Here is a 21,258-nt window from a genome sequence, read left to right on the forward strand (position 1 = left end):
GCAACATGTTAGAAAGAACGTTGCGTGTATTAGAATACAATAAAGTAAAAGAACAATTACTTGAACATACAGCATCTTCACTTGGTCGTGACAAGGTGAAGAATTTAGTGCCAAGCACAGATTTTGAAGAAATTGTGGAACTGCAAGAAACAACGGATGAGGCAGCGAAAGTTATCCGTTTAAAAGGACATGTACCACTTGGAGGGATTTCTGATATTCGCTCAAATGTTAAGCGTGCGAAAATTGGGAGTATGTTAAGTCCGCATGAGTTAATCGAAATCGCAAGTACGATGTATGGTAGCCGCCAGATGAAACGATTTATTGAAGACATGGCTGAGAATGGCGTAGAGCTTCCAATTCTAGAAGGACATGTTGCGCAAATTATATCTTTATATGATTTAGAAAAGAAAATTACAAATTGTATCGGTGACGGCGGTGAAGTAGTCGATAGCGCAAGTGACAAATTGCGTGGTATTCGTAACCAAATTCGTACTGCGGAAAGCCGTATTCGTGAAAAATTAGAAAACATGACGCGTTCTTCAAACGCACAAAAAATGTTATCAGATGCAATTGTGACAATACGTAACGACCGTTACGTAATTCCAGTAAAACAAGAATATCGCGGCGTATATGGCGGTATTGTTCATGACCAATCGGCTTCTGGACAAACATTATTTATCGAGCCGCAAGTAATTGTGGAACTAAATAACGCACTGCAAGAAGCACGTGTGAAAGAAAAACAAGAAGTAGAACGCATTTTAATGATGTTAACAGAAGAAGTAGCAGTGGAAGCTGATATCGTTTTATCGAACGTAGAAGTAGTTGCAAATCTTGATTTTATTTTTGCGAAAGCTCTTTATGCGAAGCGAATTAAAGCGACGAAGCCAATCGTAAATAATGAACGCTACATGGATTTAAAACAAGCACGCCATCCGCTTATTGATCCGGAAATTATCGTGCCAAATAACATTATGCTTGGTAAAGACTTTACAACAATCGTTATTACAGGACCGAATACAGGTGGTAAAACAGTTACACTTAAAACAGTCGGTATTTGTGTCTTAATGGCGCAATCGGGTCTTCATATTCCGGTAATGGATGAATCAGAGATATGTGTATTTAAAAACATCTTTGCTGATATCGGTGATGAGCAATCGATTGAACAAAATTTAAGTACATTCTCTTCTCATATGGTAAACATTGTAGATATTTTAGAAAAAGCTGATTTTGAAAGTTTAGTCCTATTTGATGAATTAGGTGCTGGGACAGATCCGCAAGAAGGGGCTGCACTTGCAATTTCAATTTTGGATGAAGTATGTAACCGCGGTGCTCGCGTTGTTGCAACGACGCATTACCCAGAATTAAAAGCATATGGATACAATCGTGAGCAAGTTATTAATGCGAGCGTTGAGTTCGATGTGAATACATTAAGCCCAACGTACAAATTATTAATCGGTGTACCAGGACGTAGTAACGCCTTTGAAATTTCGAAGCGTCTTGGTTTGTCTGATCGCGTTATTGATCGCGCTCGTAACCATATTAGTACAGATACGAACAAAATCGAAAATATGATTGCAAAGCTAGAAGAAAGCCAAAAAAATGCAGAACGCGAACGAAAAGAAGCGGAAGAACATCGTAAGCAATCTGAAAAACTTCATCGCGAATTACAACGTCAAATTATTGAATTTAACGATGATCGTGATGAGCGATTATTAAAAGCGCAAAAAGAAGGGGAAGAAAAAGTCGAAGCTGCGAAGAAAGAAGCAGAAGGCATTATTCACGAACTTCGTCAATTGCGTAAAGCACAGCTTGTAAATGTGAAAGACCACGAGCTTATTGAAGCGAAGAGCCGTCTAGAAGGGGCAGCGCCAGAGCTTGTGAAGAAACAAAAAGTAAACGTGAAAAACACGGCGCCAAAACAACAATTACGTGCAGGCGATGAAGTAAAAGTGTTAACGTTCGGTCAAAAAGGTCAATTGCTTGAAAAAGTAAGTGATACAGAGTGGAGCGTACAAATTGGTATTCTGAAGATGAAAGTGAAAGAATCCAATATGGAATACATTAATACACCGAAGCAAACAGAGAAAAAAGCAGTCGCAAGTGTGAAGGGTAGAGATTATCACGTGTCGTTAGAGCTTGACCTTCGCGGCGAACGTTATGAAGATGCAATGATGCGCGTTGAAAAATATTTAGACGATGCACAGCTTGCGAGCTATCCTCGCGTATCGATTATTCACGGTAAAGGTACGGGAGCGCTTCGCCAAGGTGTACAAGATTACTTGAAGAAGCACCGTGGTGTGAAGAATTACCGTTACGGTGACATGGGCGAGGGAGGCCTAGGCGTAACAGTCGTCGAATTAAAATAGCAAACAACCAAACAAAAGGGGAAACCATTATATGTTTATGGACAAACTTGCAAAAGTATTGTTAGCTTGTTGCGGAATATTTTTGGTGATTGGGGTTATTTATTTAGTTGTTTTTGCGAAGTGAAGGAGCGTCAATCTTGGCATAATGATATTGCCATGGATTGACGCTTTTAATCTATAAGAAAAGGAATAAAACATGAAAATCAACCAATACATAAGCGAAGCAAAATCTTGCTCAAGACGCGAAACAGACCGTCTTATTAAAGCGGGCCGCGTGGCTATTAACGGCGAAATATGTACGCACGGTGCACTCGTGAGCGATGGTGATATTGTAACGATTGATGGACAGGTTATTGAAAAAGAAGAGAAAGAAAAGGTGTATATCGCCTTTCATAAACCAGTCGGAATTACTTGTACAGCAGCCGATCATATTGAAGATAATATTATTGATTATATCAATTATCCAGAGAGAATTTTTCCTGTAGGGCGATTAGATAAGGCATCAGAGGGACTTATTTTATTAACGAATGATGGCGCGATTGCGAATCAAATTTTACACGGAGATCATGAGCATGAGAAAGAATATGTTGTGACGGTCGATAAACCTTTTACAGATTGGTTTATTGATGAGATGTCCAGCGGTGTAAAGATTAAAGGTGGAATGACGAAGCCATGTAAAGTGACAAGAGTCGATCAGTCAACATTTCGCATCGTTTTAACACAAGGGATGAACAGGCAAATTCGTAGAATGAGCCGTGCTTTCGGGTTTACTGTAACAAAGTTAAAGCGAGTGCGCATTATGAATATAGAGCTAAATGAGCTTGAAGTAGGAAAATGGCGGAGTGTTACACCTGAGGAATTAGAAATATTAATAGGGCAGTTATAGGGAGAAAAGTTTTCTCCCTATATTTTTTTCAGAAAAAATAAAACTATTGATTTTTTAGAAAATAGCCCATATAATAAAAAACAACAAGTTTCGACAAGATATTTTATAAAAGTAATGATGAGGACATGAGTTGTTTTTGACGATTCTCAGAGAGGGAAGCCTTAGGCTGTGAGCTTCCTAATACGGAAAGACAAACTTACCACCTCTAAACTTCAAGAGTGAACTGCATGATGCATTGTAATTCTTGGCGGATGAAACCGTTATCAATTTACACGAGCTATAGAATGAGCTTATTTCGTTATAAATTCATTTTATTAGAATAAGGGTGGAACCACGATTTCAACACTCGTCCCTTTGTTAGGGACGGGTGTTTTTTGCGTTCTTTTACGGGGAAGTATGCTTGAAAGAGGATATGTGACGGATTTTAATTCAGAATATTTTGTTAATCAAACAATTAATTAGGGGGTTAGTAGAAATGAAATCATCTTTAAAGTTTTCTGAGATGTTTGCAATAAGTTTAATGTTATTTGCACTATTTTTCGGTGCAGGTAATATGATTTTCCCACCAGCATTAGGACAAGGTGCTGGAACAGATGTATGGATCGCGTTATTTGGCTTTATCGTAACAGGTGTAGGACTGCCTTTATTAGGGGTTATTGTTATAGCTCTAAAGGGAGATATTAATGAATTAGCAGGACGTGTACATCCTGTATTCGCGCTAATTTTCATTACTGCAATTTATTTATGTTTAGGCGTATTCGTAAGTGTTCCACGTACAGGAACAGTTGCTTACGAAATGAGTGTTGCACCGTTTTTACCAAGTGAAATAGCTGGTCAATCATATCCACTTGTTATCTTTACACTTATTTACTTTGCAGTAACTTTCTATTTAGCTTTAAACCCATCGAAATTAGTGGGACGCATCGGTAAAGTGTTAACTCCAATTTTGTTAGGTGTTATTGCAATTATTGTAGGTAAAGCACTTATTACACCAATTGGAGAATTTGGTGCACCGACAGAAGCATATAGTGCCCCGCTCTTTAAAGGTTTTATTGATGGATATTTAACTTTAGATGGATTAGCAGCACTTGTTTTCGGAAATGTTGTCATTAATGCTTTAAAAGCAAAAGGTATTACAAATAAGAATAGCATTGCGAAAGTAACGATCTTTGCAGGATTCATTGCAGCACTTGGTTTACTTCTTGTTTATTTAGCACTTGCTTACCTTGGAGCTTCTAGTGTTTCACTTGGAATGGGAGCAAACGGAGGAATTATTTTAACAAACGTCGTGAATCATTTATTTGGTAGCTACGGAACATTATTACTAGGTATCGCAATTACAGCAGCATGTTTAACAACTTCTGTAGGTATTGTTGCAGCTTGTGGGGAATATTTCTCTTCGTTATTACCAAAGCTTTCTTATCAAAAAGTCATTTTCATTTTCTGTGTATTAGCATTTATGGTAGCAAATCTTGGTTTAACACAGTTAAACGCATTAGCATTACCAATTTTAATTGCAATTTATCCAATTGGTATCGTACTTATCGTATTATCACTCGTTGAAAATTACGTTCGTCTTCCATTAGCAATGTATGTAGGCGGTATTGTAGGAGCATTTGCAATTAGCTTCTTTGATGGATTGCACAATGCGAATCTGCAAATTGCAGCATTAGCACCTATTCTAGATAAGCTTCCATTATATAGTGTAGGGATTGGCTGGTTAGTTCCAGGTATGATTGGTATAGGAATTGGTTATATAGTTTCTAAGTTTCAAAAGCAAGAGATTGTTGTAGAAAAATAGAGAAAAGAGGCTTTCTATGAAAGAAAGTCTCTTTTTTTGTAGGGAAAGCCGCATATAGAGAAATTTAGATATTAAAAATTTTATACATAATATAGTTGACAAAAAAATTAGCATTAGGCTAAGATTGACTTAGTCGTGGAAATGTTGGAAGGGAAGTGACGGGGGCAAGGGAAGAGGTTTTCTATGACTATATCATTTTTGAAGAAGGGGTGATGGAACAGTAGAATAGGTAGTTTATTTTTTTTGTAGCCTGTTGAGAATGATAATCAGTAAAGTGATTAAATTATTTTAGATTGCTTTTTATAGGGAATATTGAGGGATATTATATTTTTTGACCTCTAGTGAGAATGATAATCAACGATACTTATATTACATAAAGTAATGACAATTAAATAAAGGTAGAAGAGATTATTTTTTTCTTATAAATTGAGAATAATTATCATTTTCAAATTATAAAACGAAAGATAAACAAGGAGGAAGTAAGCAAAATGAGAAAGTTTTCAGTATTATCCGCATTTATTATAACGTTAGTATGTATGCTAGCTTTTCTCGTAATGCCATCTGGACAAGCTTCAGCAAAATTAGCTGACGGTACTTACGATATTAACTACGTTATCAAAAAGGCGGAAGATGATTCAGCTTCAATGGCAAATGATTATTTTGAAAAACCAGCTAAGTTAATTGTGAAAAATGGTGAGATGAGAGTACAAGTTCCAATGAATCATAGTGCTTGGATTACAGAATTTAAAGCACCAGAGAATGGTAATTTCGTTGATTCAAAAGTAATTAGCAAAGACGAAGCGGCAGATAAAAGAACGGTTGAATTTAAAGTTGATGATTTATCTAAACCGTTAGGAGTAAAAATTCATGTTGTTGTACCAAGTGCAAACTACGACCATCATTACACAGTTCGCTTTGCATTTGATGCGAATGTAAAAGCTGTAGGTGGCGATAAAGGTGTAGCTGGTGTAACAAAAACTGATGATCAAACTAAAAAAGATGGCCAAGTAAAAGAAGAGAAAAAGAAAGAAGAGAGCAAAGCAACAAATAAAGATGCAAATAAAGGAACAAATGAAAGTGGAAAGGCTGAAAAAACAGATAACCCAAAAACAGGTGATGATGCTCGCATTGGATTATTTGCAGCGTTAGTTTTAATCTCAGGTATTTTCTTAGTTCGTAAAGTGAAGTTAAGTAAATAAATCTTTGGAAGGGCGATGAATATATGTTTAAACAATTTAAAATGATTATTGCCGTATTTGCTGTCTTATTTACGTTTATAGCAACACTAGGTTTACAAGATGCAAAAGCTGCTACACAACTAGCTGATGGAAAATATAATATTGCTTTTACTGTGTGGAAAGGCGATAAAGATGAATCATCTAGAATGAATAGTTATTTTGAAAGCCCAGCAAAATTAACCGTTAAAAATGGAAAACAATATGTTTCATTTAAAGTGAAAGATAGTGCTTCTATTAAAAGTTTTCAAGTAGAAAAAGATGGTCAATTCTTAGAAACAACAGTCTTAAGTGAAAACAAAAAAGAGAATACTAGAGTAGTAGAATTTGAAGTTGCTGACTTGTCAGAAAAACTAAAAGGCAAGGTGAAAATTAATATCCCAATTATTAATTATAACGCTTCATATGATATTCGTTTTGTATTTGATGGGAACAGTATTAAATAATTGGAAATTTTTCAAAAAGGAGAGTCATTCTATTGAACAGATATTTTAAAATTGTCGTTGCAATGTTTTTAACGATATTCACATTCGTGTCGACACTACAACCACTTGCAGTTCAAGCAGCTACCCAATTAGCTGACGATGAGTATTCAATTGGTTTTAAAGTTTTGAAAGATACATCAGATGAAGAATCAATGATGAATCAATATTCTGTAAGCCCTGGGACTTTGAAGGTGAAGGATGGGAAAAAGAAAGTATCCTTTACGTTAACGCATAGCTCATGGATTACGAAGTTTGAAACAGAAAAAGGTAGTCAATTCGTTGATGTAAATGTAGTTAGTGAAGATAAAGAGAGCGATACAAGAGTAGTAGAATTTGATGTGGAAGATTTAGAGAAAATATTAAATGCGAAAGTGAAAGTTGATATTGATGCTTTTAATTATCATCATTACTATGATATTCGTATTTCATTCGACCAAAATAGCATTACACCAATTCATGTAGAAAAACCAGATGAAAAAGAGGACCCAGCTAATAAGCCAGATCCAAATGAAAATCCGGATCCAAGTCAGAAGCCCGACCAAAAGCCTGACTCAGATCAACAACCAAATTCTAACACAATTAAAGATGGTGCGTACAGCATTCCATTTAAAGTATTAAAAGATCAAACGGATGAAGAATCTAAGATGAATACTTATATGGAAAATCCAGGGGTATTGAAAGTAGAAAATGGTAAGAAAAAAGCAATTGTAACGCTAAAAAGTAGCTCATTAATTAAAAATTTCCAAACGGAAAAAGATGGTGCATTTGTTGATGCAAAAGTAGTGAGTGAAGATAAAGAAAAAGATACAAGAGTAGTAGAATTTGAAGTAGCTGATTTATCAAAAAAAATAAATACAAAAGTATTTATTGAAGTGGCATCGCAAGGTTACAAGCAAACTCATGACGTACAGCTTGTATTTGAGCAAGATAAACTTGAACAAGTTAAAAATGAAGAGAAACAACCGGATGAAGATAAAAAGCCGGAAGTAGAAAAACCGGATGGAAATAAGAACCCAGATGCTGAAACAATTAAAGATGGTGAATACAGCATCAATTTTAAAACATTAAAAGATCAAACAGACGAAATTTCAATGATGAACACATATACAAAAAATCCAGGTGTATTAAAAGTAAAAGATGGTAAGAAATATGTATCATTTACATTAACGAATAGTGCATGGATTACAAAGTTTGAGTTTGAAAAGAATAGTTCGTTTGTCGATGCGAAAGTATTAGGTACAAATAAAGAGCAAGATACAAGAGTAGTGGAAGTAGAAGTAGACGACTTATCGAAAAAGTTAAATGCAAAAGTGAAAGTTGATATTGATGCGATGAATTACCATCATTTCTACGATATTCAATTTGCATTTGATAAAGATAGCATTAAGCCGTTAGATAACCAAGGTGGAAACGACAACCAAAGTGGAAACGACAACCAAGGTGGAAACGACAACCAAGGTGGAAACGACAACCAAGGCGGAAACAATAACCAAGGTGGAAACGACAACCAAGGCGGAAACAATAACCAAGCTGGAAACGACAACCAAGGCGGAAACAATAACCAAGGTGGAAATGACAACCAAGGCGGAAACAATAACCAAGGCGGAAACAATAACCAAGGCGGAAACAATAACCAAGGCGGAAACAATAACCAAGGCGGAAACAATAACCAAGGTGGAAACGACAACCAAGGCGGAAACGACAACCAAGACAATAACACAACAATTGATCCCAATGCTCTTAAAGACGGTGAATACAGTATCGGTTTTAAAGTGCTAAAAGATAAAACAGACGAAATTTCAATGATGAACACATATACGAAGAGTCCAGGTGTATTAAAAGTGAAAGATGGTAAGAAATATGTATCTTTCACAGTAACGAATAGCTCATGGATTACAAAGTTTGAGTTTGAAAAGAATAATTCGTTTGTCGATGCGAAAGTATTAGGTACAAATAAAGAGCAAGATACAAGAGTAGTGGAAGTAGAAGTAGACGACTTATCGAAAAAGTTAAATGCAAAAGTGAAAGTTGATATTGATGCGATGAATTACCATCATTTCTACGACATTCAATTCGCATTTGATAAAGGTAGTATTAAAGCTTTAGGCAACCAAGGTGGAAACGATAACCAAGGTGGAAATAACAACCAAGACGATAACAATAATCAAGGTGGAAATAATAATCAAAATGGGCACACAATAGTTGATCCGAAAAATTTAAAAGACGGTCAATATGATGTTACTTTTAAAGTGTTAAAAGATAAAACGGATGAGATTTCAATGATGAATCAATACGTTGTAAAGCCAGCAAGATTAACAGTGAAAGATGGCAAAAAATATGTTGCGATGACACTGAAAAATAGTGCATGGATTACGAAGTTCCAAACAGAAAGTGCTGGTGCATTTGTTGATGCAAAAGTAGTGAGTGAAGATAAAAATGCAAATACGAGAGTAGTAGAGTTTGAAATCGATGATTTATTTGCGAAATTAAATGTGAAAACAAAAGTAGATATCGATTCAATGAACTACCATCATTTCTACGACGTGCAAATTCAATTTGATACAAATAATATTGGTGCAGTAGGAACTATTAAAGAGGATCCGAAAAACGATCCGAAGAATGAACCGAAAAATCCAGTGATTACACCGAAAGTAGACAATGTAAAAACAATCAGTAATCCTGATTTTAATCGAAATGCAGACGGTAAGAAGCAAAATGAAAATGTGAAGAATGATGTAAAAAAAGAGAAAAACTCAAAAACAGCAGATACAGCACAGATTGGAATGTATATGTTGTTATTACTAGGATCACTTGCTTTCTTAGTTCGTAAATATAGAGCAGGTAGACTGTAAAATTTGGAGTCTTGATGCATGGTTTCATGCATCAAGACTCGTTTCATATTGTACCGAAAGGAGTGGTGATTGAGAGTGAAGAAAATCACGAGTGTATTCATGGCTATCATTCTTTTATTTAGTATAGCTGGGTGCTCATCACCAAAAAAAGAAACGGCAAAAAAGGTAAAGAGCAGTAGTGAGGAACGTGTTATTGCAACGACAGTTGCTGTGACTGAAATTATGGATGCATTAGAAGTAGATTTAGCAGGTATTCCTACAAGTTCTAAAACTTTGCCAAAGCGCTATAAAGGTTTACCTGAAGTTGGGAATCCGATGAGTCCTGATATGGAAAAAGTAAAATCAATGAAACCATCAGAAGTATTATCTGTTACGACGCTTGAATATGAGTTGAAGCCAGTTTTTAATGAAGCGGGCATTAAGGCAAACTTTTTAAATTTAACGAGTTTAAAAAACATGCAAAATTCAATTACAGATTTGGGTAAAACATATGGGCGTGAGAAACAGGCTGAAGCAGTCGTAACAAAGTTCGATAAAAAAGTTGCAGACATTCAAAAACAAGTGAAAGGGAAGAAAGAACCGACAGTCCTTATTTTACTTGGAGTACCTGGAAGTTATTTAGTTGCGACAGAACACTCCTATATTGGGGATTTAGTAAAACAACTAGGTGGTAAAAATATAGTACAAGGTGAGAAAGTAGAATATTTAGCTTCTAATACAGAGTACTTAAAAAAAGCTGATCCAGATATTATTTTACGTGCAGCGCATGGTATGCCAGATGAAGTTGTGAAAATGTTCGATAAGGAATTTAAAACGAACGACATTTGGAAGCATTTTGCCGCAGTTAAAAATAATAGAGTGTACGATTTAGAAGAGCGCTTATTTGGAACGACGGGGAATTTAGCAGCTATTGAAGCCTTAGATGAATTAAAGAAAATGATGTATCCATGATGCATGTATAGATAAAGGAAGATTGAGATGAATAAAAAAATTTGGAGTTTCTTCATCGTCACAGTATTACTAGTTATTATGACTACTGTATCCGCTGTGAAAGGTAGTTTAGAAATAGGTGTCATTGATCTTTTTCAAGGTATATTTACAGGGACAAATGAAGATGTTGAAGTCATTAAAGATTTACGTTTCCCGCGCATCATTATTGCACTTTTCACTGGAGCGGCGCTTGCTGTTTCTGGTGTGCTTTTCCAAGCAGTTATGAAAAATCCACTTGCGGATGCTGGGGTTATCGGGATATCTTCAGGGGCCAGTTTTATGACGCTTGTTATCATTACGCTATTCCCTCAGTTCTTTTTCTGGACACCACTATTCGCGTTTTTAGGCGGTGCGTTTGCTTGTTATCTCGTTTATGCGTTTTCTTGGAAATCAGGTTTAAGTCCGCTGCGTATCATTTTGATCGGTATAGCGATAAATGCGATGTTTACTGGTTTAAATGAATCTTTCGTTACGATTTGCGGATATTTCATTAAAAGTATTAAGCAGACGACAACATCTAATATAACGATGAAGACATGGGGCGATGTGGAAGTACTTGTTACATATGGATCAATCGGCCTTATACTTGCACTGTTTGTAGGGGCATGGTGTAATTTATTATCTTTACAAGATAAAACGGCTAAAAACCTTGGACTTCATGTGACAAGGGTACGCCTTATTATTTCTGCCATTGCTGTCCTGTTAGCAGCTGTATCAACTGCGATTGCGGGCGTTATCGCTTTCGTTGGATTACTTATCCCGCATATTTCAAGGCAACTGGTTGGATCAGATCATAAAGTACTTATTCCGTTTTCAGCCCTTGCAGGTGCGTTATTAATTTTAACGGCAGACACAATCGGTAGGTTAATCGTACCGCCTAATGAAATTCCAGCGGCAACGATTATGGCAGTTATCGGTGGTCCGTTCTTAATATTCTTGCTTAGAAAGGGTGATCGAGTTCATGGAAATTAAAAATGTAACCTTTTCTTATGATAATGTAACGGATCGTTTAAAGTCTGTTAGTAGTGAGATAGAGGTTGGAAAAATCACAACAATTATTGGTCCAAATGGTTGTGGGAAATCAACATTACTAGGTGTTATGTCGCGAAATCATAATCCCCGTAGTGGAGAAGTAATACTAGATGGGAAAGCTATTAGCCAGTATAAGCCGAAAGAATTTGCTAGAAAGCTAGCGGTCGTTCATCAGCAAAATGAGGCGCCAGCAGATATTACAGTTGAGAAATTGACGAGTTTTGGGCGCATGCCATATAAAAATATTTTTTCTACACAAACGGATGAGGATAGCGAAGCAATCGAAAGAGCATTGACGTGTACGAGACTACAAGATAAGCGTGATAAGCCAATACACGCATTATCTGGTGGAGAAAGGCAACGTGTTTGGATTGCGATGACTTTAGCGCAAAATACGCCCATGCTGTTTTTAGACGAACCAACGACGTATTTAGATATTTACTATCAGCTTGAAATATTAGAGTTAGTGAAAGAGTTAAATGAAGTAGAGGGTTTAACGATTGTTATGGTATTACATGACATTAATCAAGCAATCCGTTATAGCGATCATATTATCGTGATGAAGGATGGAGAAATAGTTATGAAAGGTACGCCACATGATGTTGTAACAGAAGATATGATTAAGAGCATATATGGCGTAGAGGTCGTTGTGAAACACGATGAAGATACAGGATCGTATATGGTACCAATGGGGATTTGACAGGCGGCTAAATCCCTTTGGCAATTCGTTTTGAGGTGATATTTTGAGCAGCAAGAAAGAAAAGAAAAAGAATTCCTTTTTTCAAAGAATACTTACAGTTGTTTTTTTAGGCATCTTTTTCTACTCTGTGTATGAATTAGGCGGGATGTTCATAGATTACTATGAAAATCGCAAAGTAATGGCTGAAGCACAAGATATTTATCAAAGGAGTCCGATGGAAGAAAAATCATCAGATGGAGCAGTACGTGCACAGTTCCAAGCCTTACAAAAAATTAATCCAGAAATAGTTGGTTGGATTACGATGGATGATACGCAAATTAATTATCCGATTGTTCAAGCGAAAGATAATGATTACTATTTGTATCGTAATTATAAAGGCGAGGATATGAGAGCAGGAAGTATCTTCATGGATCATCGTAACGATGTGAAATCTCAAAATCGAAATACGATTCTATACGGACATCGTATGAAAGACGGTTCTATGTTTGGGAGTCTAAAAAAAATGTTAGAAGAAGATTTCTTCATGCCTCATCGCAAATTGTATTACGATACTTTGTTTGAAGGATACGATGTAGAAGTATTTTCAGTATATACAACGACAACTGATTTCTATTATATTGAAACGGATTTTGGAAGCAACGAGGACTATGCATCTTTTCTAGAAAAAATTAAGGAAAGATCACTCTATCAAACAGATACAAAAGTGACAGCGGATGATCAAATTTTAACACTTTCTACATGTGATTATGCACTGGATCCAGAGGCTGGTAGACTAGTCGTGCACGCGAAGTTGGTGAAAAGAAATTGAAAAAAGAAAAGGTATAGAAGTAGAGAAGATATATTACTTCTCATACTTCTATACCAATTATTAAAACCGAAGTTATTGAGCCGCAGCAATTGGCATACGAACAATTTTAACATCATAGAATGAGATTTTATTATCGATAATAAAATCTGGTAATCCACCACGGTGTGAATGCGCATCTTTAAAGGCCGTACTCTTTGTCCAACCTTGGAAATCCTCTTTTGCATTCCAACGAGTGCTAATCGTTACTTCATCATAATCAACTGTATTTTCAGTTAGAAGAACTTCTAGTCCTAAGAAACCAGGCATCGTTTCAACTTTACCTACTTTATTAAAGCGCTCAATTAATTTATGTGCGTCACCCTTCGTAATTTTAGATGTATTTGTAACAATAATCATTTCTTTATTCCTCCTATAAATCTATCATTATTTTCATCGTTTCATATACATTAAATGATAGTGAAAATCATTATCATTGTCAATGGTAATGATAAAATATATAAGTTTTTTTCGATTAAGCGAGAAGATGAGCTAGTTGTACGAGCAAAGCAATAATATGGTATAGTGAAACGAGACTTTTTTTCAGCCTCGTTTTTTACATTGCTTCCTACTAATTAGAAAGCATTCAAATGGAAAGGAAGACATTACATGCGATCCGAAGTAACTATAAAAATAAAACCGAAATTTATAAAAGAAATTAAAAGTGGATATCCACTTATTTTAAAAGATGCTATTCAAAATTTAAATGATGTACGTGAAGAAGGAACAATCATCAACGTAGTGGATGAGAAGAACCAATTCATCGGAAAAGGCTATTATGGAAAACAAAATAAAGGATATGGATGGATTTTAACGAGAAAAGAGAAGGAGGAAGTGAATCAATCTTTCTTTGAAAGTAAAATCAAATCTGCTTTACATAAACGAAAAGATTTTTATAAATCAAATGATACAACAGCATTCCGTGTGGTAAACGGTGATGGTGACGGTCTTGGTGGCTTAATTATCGATTATTATGACGGCTATTACGTAATTAGTTGGTATAGTGAAGGGATTTATACTTTCCGTGATGAGATTGTAGCAGCGCTTCAAAAAGTAGCAAACTTCAAAGGGATTTATGAGAAAAAACGTTTTGATACGAAAGGAAAGTACATTGAAGGTGATGATTTCGTAACAGGAGAGCGCGGTGAGTTCCCACTTATCGTAAAAGAAAACGGTGTAAACTTTGCTGTATATTTAAATGACGGGGCGATGGTTGGTGTATTTTTAGATCAACGTAACGTTCGAAAACAAATTCGTGATAAATATGCAAAAGGAAGAACAGTTTTAAATATGTTCTCTTATACTGGAGCTTTCTCTGTATTTGCAGCACTTGGCGGCGCAAGTAAAACAACAAGTATTGACCTTGCAAATCGTAGCTTAAGTAAAACGATCGAGCAGTTTAGTGTAAATGAAATTGATTACGAAGCACAAGATATTATTGTAGAAGATGTATTTCTATATTTCAAATATGCTGCTAAGAAAAAGATGAAATTTGATATGGTTGTACTTGACCCTCCAAGTTTTGCACGCTCAAAAAAATATACGTTCAGTGCGGCGAAAGATTATAAAAACTTATTAAAAGAAACAATTGCGATTACAGAAAATAACGGTATTATCGTTGCTTCTACAAATTGTAGCGCATTCGATATGAAAAAGTTTAATGGCTTTATCGATACAGCATTCAAAGAAATGAACGGTAAATATAAAATATTAGAAGAACATTCTTTACCAGAAGATTTCCGTACAATTGATCAATTTAAAGAAGGAGACTATTTAAAAGTAGTTTTCATCGAGAAAATTAAAGGTTAATAAAGAAAAAGGAGCTCAAGTTTAAATGAGCTCCTTTTCTTATTGAATGATATTTTGGACTCTGCCAACTTGCCCGTCCTGCAATCGTACTTTAATGCCGTGCGGATGAGAGGGTGAGTTAGTTAAAATATCTTTTACAACTCCTCTTGTTAGCTTGCCTGTACGTTGATCTTGTTTTAACACAATATCAACCGCAAGACCTGGCGCGACGTTAGATCGTTTTTGCCCGCTCATTTATACACCTGTACGTCTACGTTGGTTGTTTGTTTTCTTCGTTTGTTGGTTTTGTAATTTTTTCGTTTCTTGACTTTGACTTCCATTATTTGAGCCGTTTCCATTTCCTTGCTTTTTCTTTGCAAGTTGTTCGCGCATTAAATCAGCTAAGCTTACTTTTTTGTTTTCTGACATGATAAGTCTCCTTTATATAAAGTTAATTATGAACAATAGTAGTGAATTTCATCATATCATTGTTAAGGAAGGAAGGGAAGTTGGTTTAAAAATTCATATAATTCTTTCCAGCATTCATTCGTTACGATACAATTAAAATGTTAATGTTTGTAAAAAAGGGGATAGAAATATGTCACATCACATTTTATTAGTTGAAGATGACATCTCAATTCAAGAGATGGTTGAAACATATTTAGTAAAAGAAGGCTTTCAAGTTACAATCGCATCTGACGGAGAAGAAGGAGTTACCGCATTTTTTAAAGGTTCATTTGATTTGATAATTCTCGATATTATGATGCCAAAGTTAGATGGTTTAGAGGTTGTGCGAATCATTCGAGAAAAAAGTGCTGTGCCGATTTTAATGATGTCAGCGAAGGATACAGATGTTGATAAAGCTGTTGGGTTAGGGCTTGGAGCAGATGATTACATTTGTAAGCCATTTTCTATGATTGAATTGGCAGCACGTGTAAAAGCCGCTATTCGAAGGTCTACAAAGTATTCAGCTGTGGAATCAAAAGATGAGGCCATTCAAATTGGTGATTTAATAATTGACCCAATTAATTTTACTGTGGAGAAAAAGGGAAGACAGCTTAAACTTACTTTAAAAGAATTTGAGATTTTAAAGCTATTCGTGAAGAATCAAAATCGTGTTTTTACGAAAGCGCAAATATATACGCTTGTTTGGAATGAAGAATATTATGGTGATGATAACGTTATTAATGTTCATATGAGAAGATTGCGTGAGAAAATTGAAAGTGATCCATCTAATCCGGAATATATTAAAACGTTATGGGGCATCGGCTATAAGTTGGAAGTGATGTAGTATGGTTGTATTTTTAACAGTGGTGATTATTATATTGCTTATCGTTATTTACGTGCAATATAAAATTAGGAAAAATAGTAGTAGGAATTTACGCTATACGTATGAGAAGTTAAATCGAATTGTAAAAGAACAAACTGGTGAGAAGCTATTAATTATAACGGATGATACAGAATTGCAAAAACTATTAGTCGCAATTAATCATCTATTAGATGAAAAGCAGAAAACCAATGCAGATCATGCGAAAGTGGAAATTTCAATGAGAAAAATGCTTTCAAATATTTCACATGATTTAAAAACACCACTAACAGTTATTCTTGGATATACAGAAATGTTAAATAAGGATAAAACGATAAGTAAAGAAGAACAGCAAATATTACTTGAAAAGGTGCATGTGAAAACACTAGAAGTTATGGAACTGATTCATAAGTTTTTTGATTTAGCAAAATTAGAATCTGGTGACAAGGCAATTGAGATAACAAAAGTAAATATGAATGAAGTTTGCCGTGAGAAGATTTTATCTTTCTATGATTTAGTGACGACGAAAGGTTTTCATATCCATATTGATATACCAGAAAGAAATATATATGTACTTGGAAATACAGAAGTATTAGGCAGAGTGTTAAATAATTTAATATCAAATGCGATTACATATGGAGACGATGGAAAGACACTCGGTATGACTTTAAGAGATGATGAAACGAGTGTGTATATAGACGTATGGGATAAAGGAAAAGGAATTGATGAATCTCATATTGATAAAGTGTTTGAGCGTATGTACACACTTGAAGATTCAAGAAATAGATTGTACCAAGGAAGCGGTCTAGGGTTAACGATTACGAAAAGGCTTGTGGAAGCGATGGATGGAGAAATTCATCTTTCTAGTAAGCCGTATGAAAAAACGATTTTTACAATTGTATTAACAAAGATGCAGTTTTAGCTTGTAGAGAAGTAGATTCTACAAGCTTTTTTTTCAGCGTAAGGAATTTGTAAGGAAAGGGTAAGAAAAAAGAGATTTCCGTTGTCTATTATAGAAATATAGAGCAGTGCGAAAGGGGAAAGTGACATGACATATATATTAAAAACGAACCAGTTAACGAAAGTGTTTAAAGGGAATGAAGTTATTTCTAGCGTTAACATGCATGTAAAAAAAGGAGAGATTTACGGTTTTTTAGGACCGAACGGTGCTGGTAAAACAACGATTATGAAAATGATTACAAATTTAATAAAACCGACGAGCGGTGATATTGAAATTTTCGGTGAGAAGTTAACAGACACATCTTATGAAGTATTAAAAAGAATGGGGACAATTATTGAATATCCAATCTTTTATGATAAATTAACGGCAAAAGAAAACTTAGAATTACATTGTGAATATATGGGATATTACGATAAAAACGCAATTGACCATGCTTTAAATTTAGTGAAACTGCACGGCATAGACAATAAAAAAGTAAAAGATTTTTCATTAGGAATGAAACAACGACTCGGTATTGCAAGGGCAATCATGACAAAGCCAGAATTACTCATTTTAGATGAACCGATTAACGGTTTAGATCCAATTGGTATTAAAGAGTTACGAGAGTTATTTAAAATGCTCTGCAAAGAATATGGCATTACGTTATTAGTTTCTAGTCATATTTTAGGCGAGATGGAACAAATGGCAGATACAATCGGTGTTATTCAAAATGGAAAACTAATAAAAGAAGTTTCAATGAAGAGTATTAACGGAAAACAAACAGAGTACATTGAAATTACTGTTCCTGATGTGAAACGTGCAGCTTATATTTTAGAAGATAAACTCGGTATAAAAAATTACAAAATAATGAGTGGAAACATGATTCGTGTTTATGAAGTGGCGGCGACGCAGCAGGCAATTTCAAAAGAACTCATTATGAATGATGTAGAAATTGAAAGTATTAATAAAAAACATAGCTCTTTAGAAGAGTATTTCTTAAATGTCATGGATGGAGAGGGAATCCATGCTTAATGGATTGCTACTGCCATTTTGAATGTGAAAAACTATTTCGATAGGGAGTTATGATGATGAATTTATTGGTACTGAATCTAGTAAGTGGATTTATCGTAATGTTCATAAGTGGAATTCTATATTATAGAAAACCAGAACGGAAATGGGTTTTAATTTTACTAGTGATAGGAATATTAAGCGTATTTACAGCCGGAATTAGAATGTTATTAGCATAGAGACAGTTATTTAAGTAATGGAGGCGTGGCTTATATGTTTAAACTAATGAAGCTTGAATGGAAGAAGCATCACTTATCTAGTTATTTTAAAGGCGTAGCCATTTGTATTGTAGCAATTTTTGCAGCGGTTAGCCTTATGGCATGGGGATCTAAAGTGGAGGATGATTTGATGTTCTCTAACTATATGGAGTACATGTCTTTAGCAAATATTTTTATTAGAATTACATTTATTATTTTTAGTGCTGTTATTTTATCACGCCTAGTCATCGATGAATATAAAAATAGAACGATGCAATTATTGTTTACGTACCCATTGCAAAGAAAAATGTTAATGAGAGCTAAGTTAGCAATTGTTTTTGGATTTTGTTTTGTGAGCACGGTTATCGCAACTGTTATTATTAATCTACTCATATTCTTTTTTAATCCAATTATGGGGTTACTTGAAACACCTGTGACAATAGGCCAAATAATTGCTACCATTCCAGCTACTTTTATAAGTGCGGTTATGATATCGGGTATAAGCTTAATTCCTTTATTTTTTGGAATGAGAAAAAAATCAACGCCTACAACGATTACTTCTGCAGTAATAATCGCGATGATAATTAACGGTAATGTTGGTGCTGGAAACGGTCAAGTAAATATGTATGATTTTATAGTTATCCCAATTGTGCTCTGTTTATTAGGAATTTTCATTAGTTATCTATCGTATCGTAAAATCGACAAGATCGATGTGGCGTGAAGCAGGCCTAAAACAACAACAAACTGGGGTATGAATGGTGAAAAAAATAATAGTAAGTGCTATTTTATTGCTTATAATTGCTAGTGTAGTTTTTGGGTTTAAGACATTTCAGGGGAAAGATTTTAAGAAAGAAAAGTCTTTTGAGATAAATAATATAAAAGAAATAGAAGTGGACAATGAAAACTGGGATATTGAATTTAAAAGTACAGACGCTAGCAAAATAGTAATTTCGGCTCAAGGTCAACGAGTAGATAAAGAGATAGATCCTGTCAAAATAGAACATGACGGAAATAAAATTGTGATTAAGCAAAAACAAAAGATGACTAGATTTTTTAATGGTTTTACGTTTAGGAAGAAAAATAGTATATCTATTGCTATTCCGAAGAAAGAAATAGATAAAATTGTATTAAATAATAAATCGGGTGATGTGAAAATAAGCGATATAGTAGTAAAAAGTATCGTGATAAAAGGCAAGTCTGGAGATGAAATGATTGTAGGACTATCGGCAGAGAAGGGTGAGTTCACATCCGAAAGTGGAGATTTAATATTAAAAGATAGTTCATTACAAGAAATAAATATAACTTCTACTACTGGCGATAATTATGTGAAAAATGTAAAAAACGGAAATATGAACATCACTTCAACATCTGGAGAAGTATTACTGAAAGATATGACAGAAGGAAAGTCATTATTTGTAGAAACAAAATCAGGCGATATTGGCGTACGGTATAAAGGTGCTCCGACTTCATTGAAACTTACAGCTAAAAGTAAATCGACTGACATAATGGTGGATTTAAAGGGACTTAAGAAAGATAAAAATACAGAAAAGATAAAAGAAGGAACCATTGGTGATGCAGCAAATAAAGTGAAGATTTTAAGTGAAACAGGGACAATTTATATTGATTAAGCCTAAAAAGGAAGGAGGGCTATAATGCTACGTCTTATGAAGCTAGAGATGAAAAAATTTAAGCTTGGATGGTATGTGAAGGGAGCAATCATTGCGAATATCGCTATACTGGCGCTATTAATCTTTTTTGGTTACGTTGCTCAAATAGAGGGGGACCCAGAAATAAGGGATCCTCAAGTGATTTTGTTGATGGCTAGTGTGTCAGTAAGAGGAACATTTATTATTTTTGGTGGTGTACTAATAGCCAAGTTAATAATTGATGAATATAAAAGTAAAACAATACTACTCATGTTTTCTTATCCTATTAACCGGAAGAAAATGATGATTAGTAAGTTGATCATTACAGCAACATTAACATTTATAACAGTTATTTTATCTAACATTTTAGTAGTAGGAATTTTCTTTGGGATAGATAGTTATTTTTCAATTCTTCTTAATCCATTTACGGTAGATCAATTGATGCAAGAAGGAATAAAACTGGTTCCTTTAGCCATTGCAGCTGCGGGAATGAGTTTAATCCCATTATATTTTGGAATGCGTAAATATTCAGTGCCAACTACAATTGTTTCATCTCTTATCGTTGTATCGGTTGCAATGAATAGCAACCCAATGTTTCCTACAGCAACTTTTCTTCCCCTTCAACTAGCATTGGCAGCAATTGGTATGGCAATTGCTTATTATGGGATTAAAAATATTGAGAGGGAAGATGTCCCAGTATGATAAGAATAAGTAAAAAAGAGTTGGCGTTACACCAACTCTTTTTTTGTATATGTATGCTTCGTTACTACTTTGTTAATTTGTAGTGTTTACTTAAATACTCCTGCACTCCTGGAGAAATGTTAAAGTTATTAGGACTTTTATATTCGATAGTAAACTCTCCGTCGGTACTTGTTTCAAAGGAGATTGCATAGCTATTCATTTTAGCATCGTAAGAAGTATTTTTGACTTCTGCATCTAGATTAAAGTATTTTGTAATATAATTCTTTGATTCCGTAATTGCTGCTTGTTTTCCCCAAGGGGTACCATAATATGTGAAGTAAATAGATACACCGATAACTCCAATGATTGAAGTTAGTAAAAGAGTTCCCAATGTTATTTTTTTATTCTTTGTATTCAATATGGTTCCCCTTTCCTAATAAT

At 34.7% G+C, this 21,258-nt stretch carries 22 protein-coding genes and 1 other annotated feature; of the genes, 18 read left to right on the top strand and 4 right to left on the bottom strand.

Going from position 1 to position 21,258, the window contains the following annotated elements:
- Positions 1-5 precede the first annotated feature (5 nt).
- The 10 genes from ACFWDE_RS10015 (at position 6) to srtB (ending at position 13,155) form a co-directional block, all read left to right on the top strand.
- Positions 6-2,366 (top strand): endonuclease MutS2, encoded by a 2,361-nt coding sequence (locus tag ACFWDE_RS10015; RefSeq protein WP_377891933.1) that lies wholly within the window; start codon positions 6-8, stop codon positions 2,364-2,366.
- A 196-nt stretch (positions 2,367-2,562) separates the two neighbouring features.
- Positions 2,563-3,252, top strand: coding sequence for a 23S rRNA pseudouridine(2604) synthase RluF (locus ACFWDE_RS10020; RefSeq protein ID WP_377891936.1), 690 nt, complete (start codon positions 2,563-2,565; stop codon positions 3,250-3,252).
- A 105-nt stretch (positions 3,253-3,357) separates the two neighbouring features.
- Positions 3,358-3,609 (top strand) — a binding site (T-box leader).
- A gap of 118 nt (positions 3,610-3,727) precedes the next feature.
- Positions 3,728-5,053, top strand: a complete 1,326-nt coding sequence (gene brnQ6, locus ACFWDE_RS10025; RefSeq protein ID WP_377891938.1) for a branched-chain amino acid transport system II carrier protein BrnQ6 — start codon at positions 3,728-3,730, stop codon at positions 5,051-5,053.
- 488 nt (positions 5,054-5,541) lie between these two features.
- Positions 5,542-6,252 (top strand): heme uptake protein IsdC, encoded by a 711-nt coding sequence (isdC, locus tag ACFWDE_RS10030; protein WP_377891941.1) that lies wholly within the window; start codon positions 5,542-5,544, stop codon positions 6,250-6,252.
- Between the two features lie 23 nt (positions 6,253-6,275).
- Positions 6,276-6,734 carry an NEAT domain-containing protein gene (locus ACFWDE_RS10035; protein ID WP_377891943.1) on the top strand — a complete coding sequence of 153 codons (459 nt, stop codon included), beginning with the start codon at positions 6,276-6,278 and terminating at the stop codon, positions 6,732-6,734.
- Between the two features lie 32 nt (positions 6,735-6,766).
- Positions 6,767-9,625, top strand: coding sequence for an NEAT domain-containing protein (locus tag ACFWDE_RS10040; RefSeq protein ID WP_377891946.1), 2,859 nt, complete (start codon positions 6,767-6,769; stop codon positions 9,623-9,625).
- Between the two features lie 69 nt (positions 9,626-9,694).
- Positions 9,695-10,576, top strand: coding sequence for a heme ABC transporter substrate-binding protein IsdE (gene isdE / locus ACFWDE_RS10045; protein WP_078179641.1), 882 nt, complete (start codon positions 9,695-9,697; stop codon positions 10,574-10,576).
- 27 nt (positions 10,577-10,603) lie between these two features.
- On the top strand, positions 10,604-11,587 hold the full coding sequence (locus ACFWDE_RS10050; protein ID WP_377891950.1) for a FecCD family ABC transporter permease: 984 nt from the start codon (positions 10,604-10,606) through the stop codon (positions 11,585-11,587).
- A complete protein-coding gene (locus ACFWDE_RS10055) occupies positions 11,577-12,347 on the top strand; it encodes an ABC transporter ATP-binding protein (RefSeq protein ID WP_377891953.1) in 771 nt (256 codons plus the stop codon). The genes ACFWDE_RS10050 and ACFWDE_RS10055 overlap by 11 nt, the downstream gene beginning before the upstream one ends.
- Before the next feature lie 43 nt (positions 12,348-12,390).
- Positions 12,391-13,155: a class B sortase gene (gene srtB / locus ACFWDE_RS10060; protein WP_377891956.1), complete on the top strand. Its 765-nt coding sequence runs from the start codon at positions 12,391-12,393 to the stop codon at positions 13,153-13,155.
- A 72-nt stretch (positions 13,156-13,227) separates the two neighbouring features.
- On the opposite strand, the gene isdG is transcribed toward srtB, so the two are convergent.
- A complete protein-coding gene (gene isdG, locus ACFWDE_RS10065; protein ID WP_002112144.1) occupies positions 13,228-13,551 on the bottom strand; it encodes a heme oxygenase in 324 nt (107 codons plus the stop codon).
- 249 nt (positions 13,552-13,800) lie between these two features.
- Here isdG and ACFWDE_RS10070 point away from each other — a divergent pair, with 249 nt between their 5' ends.
- Complete coding sequence (locus tag ACFWDE_RS10070) at positions 13,801-15,000, top strand: class I SAM-dependent rRNA methyltransferase (RefSeq protein ID WP_377891960.1); 1,200 nt, start codon at positions 13,801-13,803, stop codon at positions 14,998-15,000.
- A gap of 39 nt (positions 15,001-15,039) precedes the next feature.
- Here the strand turns inward: ACFWDE_RS10070 and ACFWDE_RS10075 are convergent, their stop codons facing one another.
- Together ACFWDE_RS10075 and ACFWDE_RS10080 are read right to left on the bottom strand one after the other, a co-directional pair.
- Positions 15,040-15,234 carry a YwbE family protein gene (locus ACFWDE_RS10075; RefSeq protein ID WP_377891963.1) on the bottom strand — a complete coding sequence of 65 codons (195 nt, stop codon included), beginning with the start codon at positions 15,232-15,234 and terminating at the stop codon, positions 15,040-15,042.
- Positions 15,235-15,408: a hypothetical protein gene (locus ACFWDE_RS10080; protein WP_002015431.1), complete on the bottom strand. Its 174-nt coding sequence runs from the start codon at positions 15,406-15,408 to the stop codon at positions 15,235-15,237.
- A gap of 169 nt (positions 15,409-15,577) precedes the next feature.
- Between ACFWDE_RS10080 and ACFWDE_RS10085 the strand changes: the two genes are divergently transcribed.
- The 7 genes from ACFWDE_RS10085 to ACFWDE_RS10115 all read left to right on the top strand — a co-directional run bounded on the left by ACFWDE_RS10085 (position 15,578) and on the right by ACFWDE_RS10115 (position 20,838).
- Positions 15,578-16,270: a response regulator transcription factor gene (locus ACFWDE_RS10085; RefSeq protein WP_377891966.1), complete on the top strand. Its 693-nt coding sequence runs from the start codon at positions 15,578-15,580 to the stop codon at positions 16,268-16,270.
- 1 nt (position 16,271) lies between these two features.
- Positions 16,272-17,207, top strand: a complete 936-nt coding sequence (locus ACFWDE_RS10090; RefSeq protein WP_377891969.1) for a HAMP domain-containing histidine kinase — start codon at positions 16,272-16,274, stop codon at positions 17,205-17,207.
- A gap of 126 nt (positions 17,208-17,333) precedes the next feature.
- Positions 17,334-18,257 (top strand): ABC transporter ATP-binding protein, encoded by a 924-nt coding sequence (locus tag ACFWDE_RS10095; protein WP_377891971.1) that lies wholly within the window; start codon positions 17,334-17,336, stop codon positions 18,255-18,257.
- Positions 18,258-18,310: 53 nt separating this feature from the next.
- Positions 18,311-18,472 (top strand): hypothetical protein, encoded by a 162-nt coding sequence (locus ACFWDE_RS10100; RefSeq protein WP_002145479.1) that lies wholly within the window; start codon positions 18,311-18,313, stop codon positions 18,470-18,472.
- Positions 18,473-18,506: 34 nt separating this feature from the next.
- Positions 18,507-19,211: an ABC transporter permease gene (locus ACFWDE_RS10105; protein ID WP_377891974.1), complete on the top strand. Its 705-nt coding sequence runs from the start codon at positions 18,507-18,509 to the stop codon at positions 19,209-19,211.
- 34 nt (positions 19,212-19,245) lie between these two features.
- Positions 19,246-20,118 carry a DUF4097 family beta strand repeat-containing protein gene (locus tag ACFWDE_RS10110; RefSeq protein WP_377891976.1) on the top strand — a complete coding sequence of 291 codons (873 nt, stop codon included), beginning with the start codon at positions 19,246-19,248 and terminating at the stop codon, positions 20,116-20,118.
- 24 nt (positions 20,119-20,142) lie between these two features.
- Positions 20,143-20,838, top strand: a complete 696-nt coding sequence (locus ACFWDE_RS10115; RefSeq protein WP_377891979.1) for an ABC transporter permease — start codon at positions 20,143-20,145, stop codon at positions 20,836-20,838.
- 64 nt (positions 20,839-20,902) lie between these two features.
- On the opposite strand, the gene ACFWDE_RS10120 is transcribed toward ACFWDE_RS10115, so the two are convergent.
- The gene (locus ACFWDE_RS10120; RefSeq protein ID WP_002145483.1) at positions 20,903-21,235 is read right to left on the bottom strand and encodes a YfjL-like protein; all 333 of its coding nucleotides are present in this window, start codon (positions 21,233-21,235) and stop codon (positions 20,903-20,905) included.
- Positions 21,236-21,258: the final 23 nt, after the last annotated feature.

Source organism: Bacillus sp. NPDC060175 (assembly GCF_042728695.1).
Taxonomy (GTDB): Bacteria; Bacillota; Bacilli; order Bacillales; family Bacillaceae_G; genus Bacillus_A.

Bases quoted from the DNA above. Each gene is read 5' to 3' on its own strand.
- ACFWDE_RS10015 (WP_377891933.1), top strand. From the start codon at position 6: ATGTTAGAAAGAACGTTGCGTGTATTAGAATACAATAAAGTAAAAGAA.
- ACFWDE_RS10020 (WP_377891936.1), top strand. From the start codon at position 2,563: ATGAAAATCAACCAATACATAAGCGAAGCAAAATCTTGCTCAAGACGC.
- brnQ6 (WP_377891938.1), top strand. From the start codon at position 3,728: ATGAAATCATCTTTAAAGTTTTCTGAGATGTTTGCAATAAGTTTAATG.
- isdC (WP_377891941.1), top strand. From the start codon at position 5,542: ATGAGAAAGTTTTCAGTATTATCCGCATTTATTATAACGTTAGTATGT.
- ACFWDE_RS10035 (WP_377891943.1), top strand. From the start codon at position 6,276: ATGTTTAAACAATTTAAAATGATTATTGCCGTATTTGCTGTCTTATTT.
- ACFWDE_RS10050 (WP_377891950.1), top strand. From the start codon at position 10,604: ATGAATAAAAAAATTTGGAGTTTCTTCATCGTCACAGTATTACTAGTT.
- ACFWDE_RS10055 (WP_377891953.1), top strand. From the start codon at position 11,577: ATGGAAATTAAAAATGTAACCTTTTCTTATGATAATGTAACGGATCGT.
- isdG (WP_002112144.1), bottom strand. From the start codon at position 13,551: ATGATTATTGTTACAAATACATCTAAAATTACGAAGGGTGACGCACAT.
- ACFWDE_RS10070 (WP_377891960.1), top strand. From the start codon at position 13,801: ATGCGATCCGAAGTAACTATAAAAATAAAACCGAAATTTATAAAAGAA.
- ACFWDE_RS10075 (WP_377891963.1), bottom strand. From the start codon at position 15,234: ATGAGCGGGCAAAAACGATCTAACGTCGCGCCAGGTCTTGCGGTTGAT.
- ACFWDE_RS10080 (WP_002015431.1), bottom strand. From the start codon at position 15,408: ATGTCAGAAAACAAAAAAGTAAGCTTAGCTGATTTAATGCGCGAACAA.
- ACFWDE_RS10085 (WP_377891966.1), top strand. From the start codon at position 15,578: ATGTCACATCACATTTTATTAGTTGAAGATGACATCTCAATTCAAGAG.
- ACFWDE_RS10090 (WP_377891969.1), top strand. From the start codon at position 16,272: ATGGTTGTATTTTTAACAGTGGTGATTATTATATTGCTTATCGTTATT.
- ACFWDE_RS10095 (WP_377891971.1), top strand. From the start codon at position 17,334: ATGACATATATATTAAAAACGAACCAGTTAACGAAAGTGTTTAAAGGG.
- ACFWDE_RS10100 (WP_002145479.1), top strand. From the start codon at position 18,311: ATGATGAATTTATTGGTACTGAATCTAGTAAGTGGATTTATCGTAATG.
- ACFWDE_RS10105 (WP_377891974.1), top strand. From the start codon at position 18,507: ATGTTTAAACTAATGAAGCTTGAATGGAAGAAGCATCACTTATCTAGT.
- ACFWDE_RS10110 (WP_377891976.1), top strand. From the start codon at position 19,246: ATGGTGAAAAAAATAATAGTAAGTGCTATTTTATTGCTTATAATTGCT.
- ACFWDE_RS10115 (WP_377891979.1), top strand. From the start codon at position 20,143: ATGCTACGTCTTATGAAGCTAGAGATGAAAAAATTTAAGCTTGGATGG.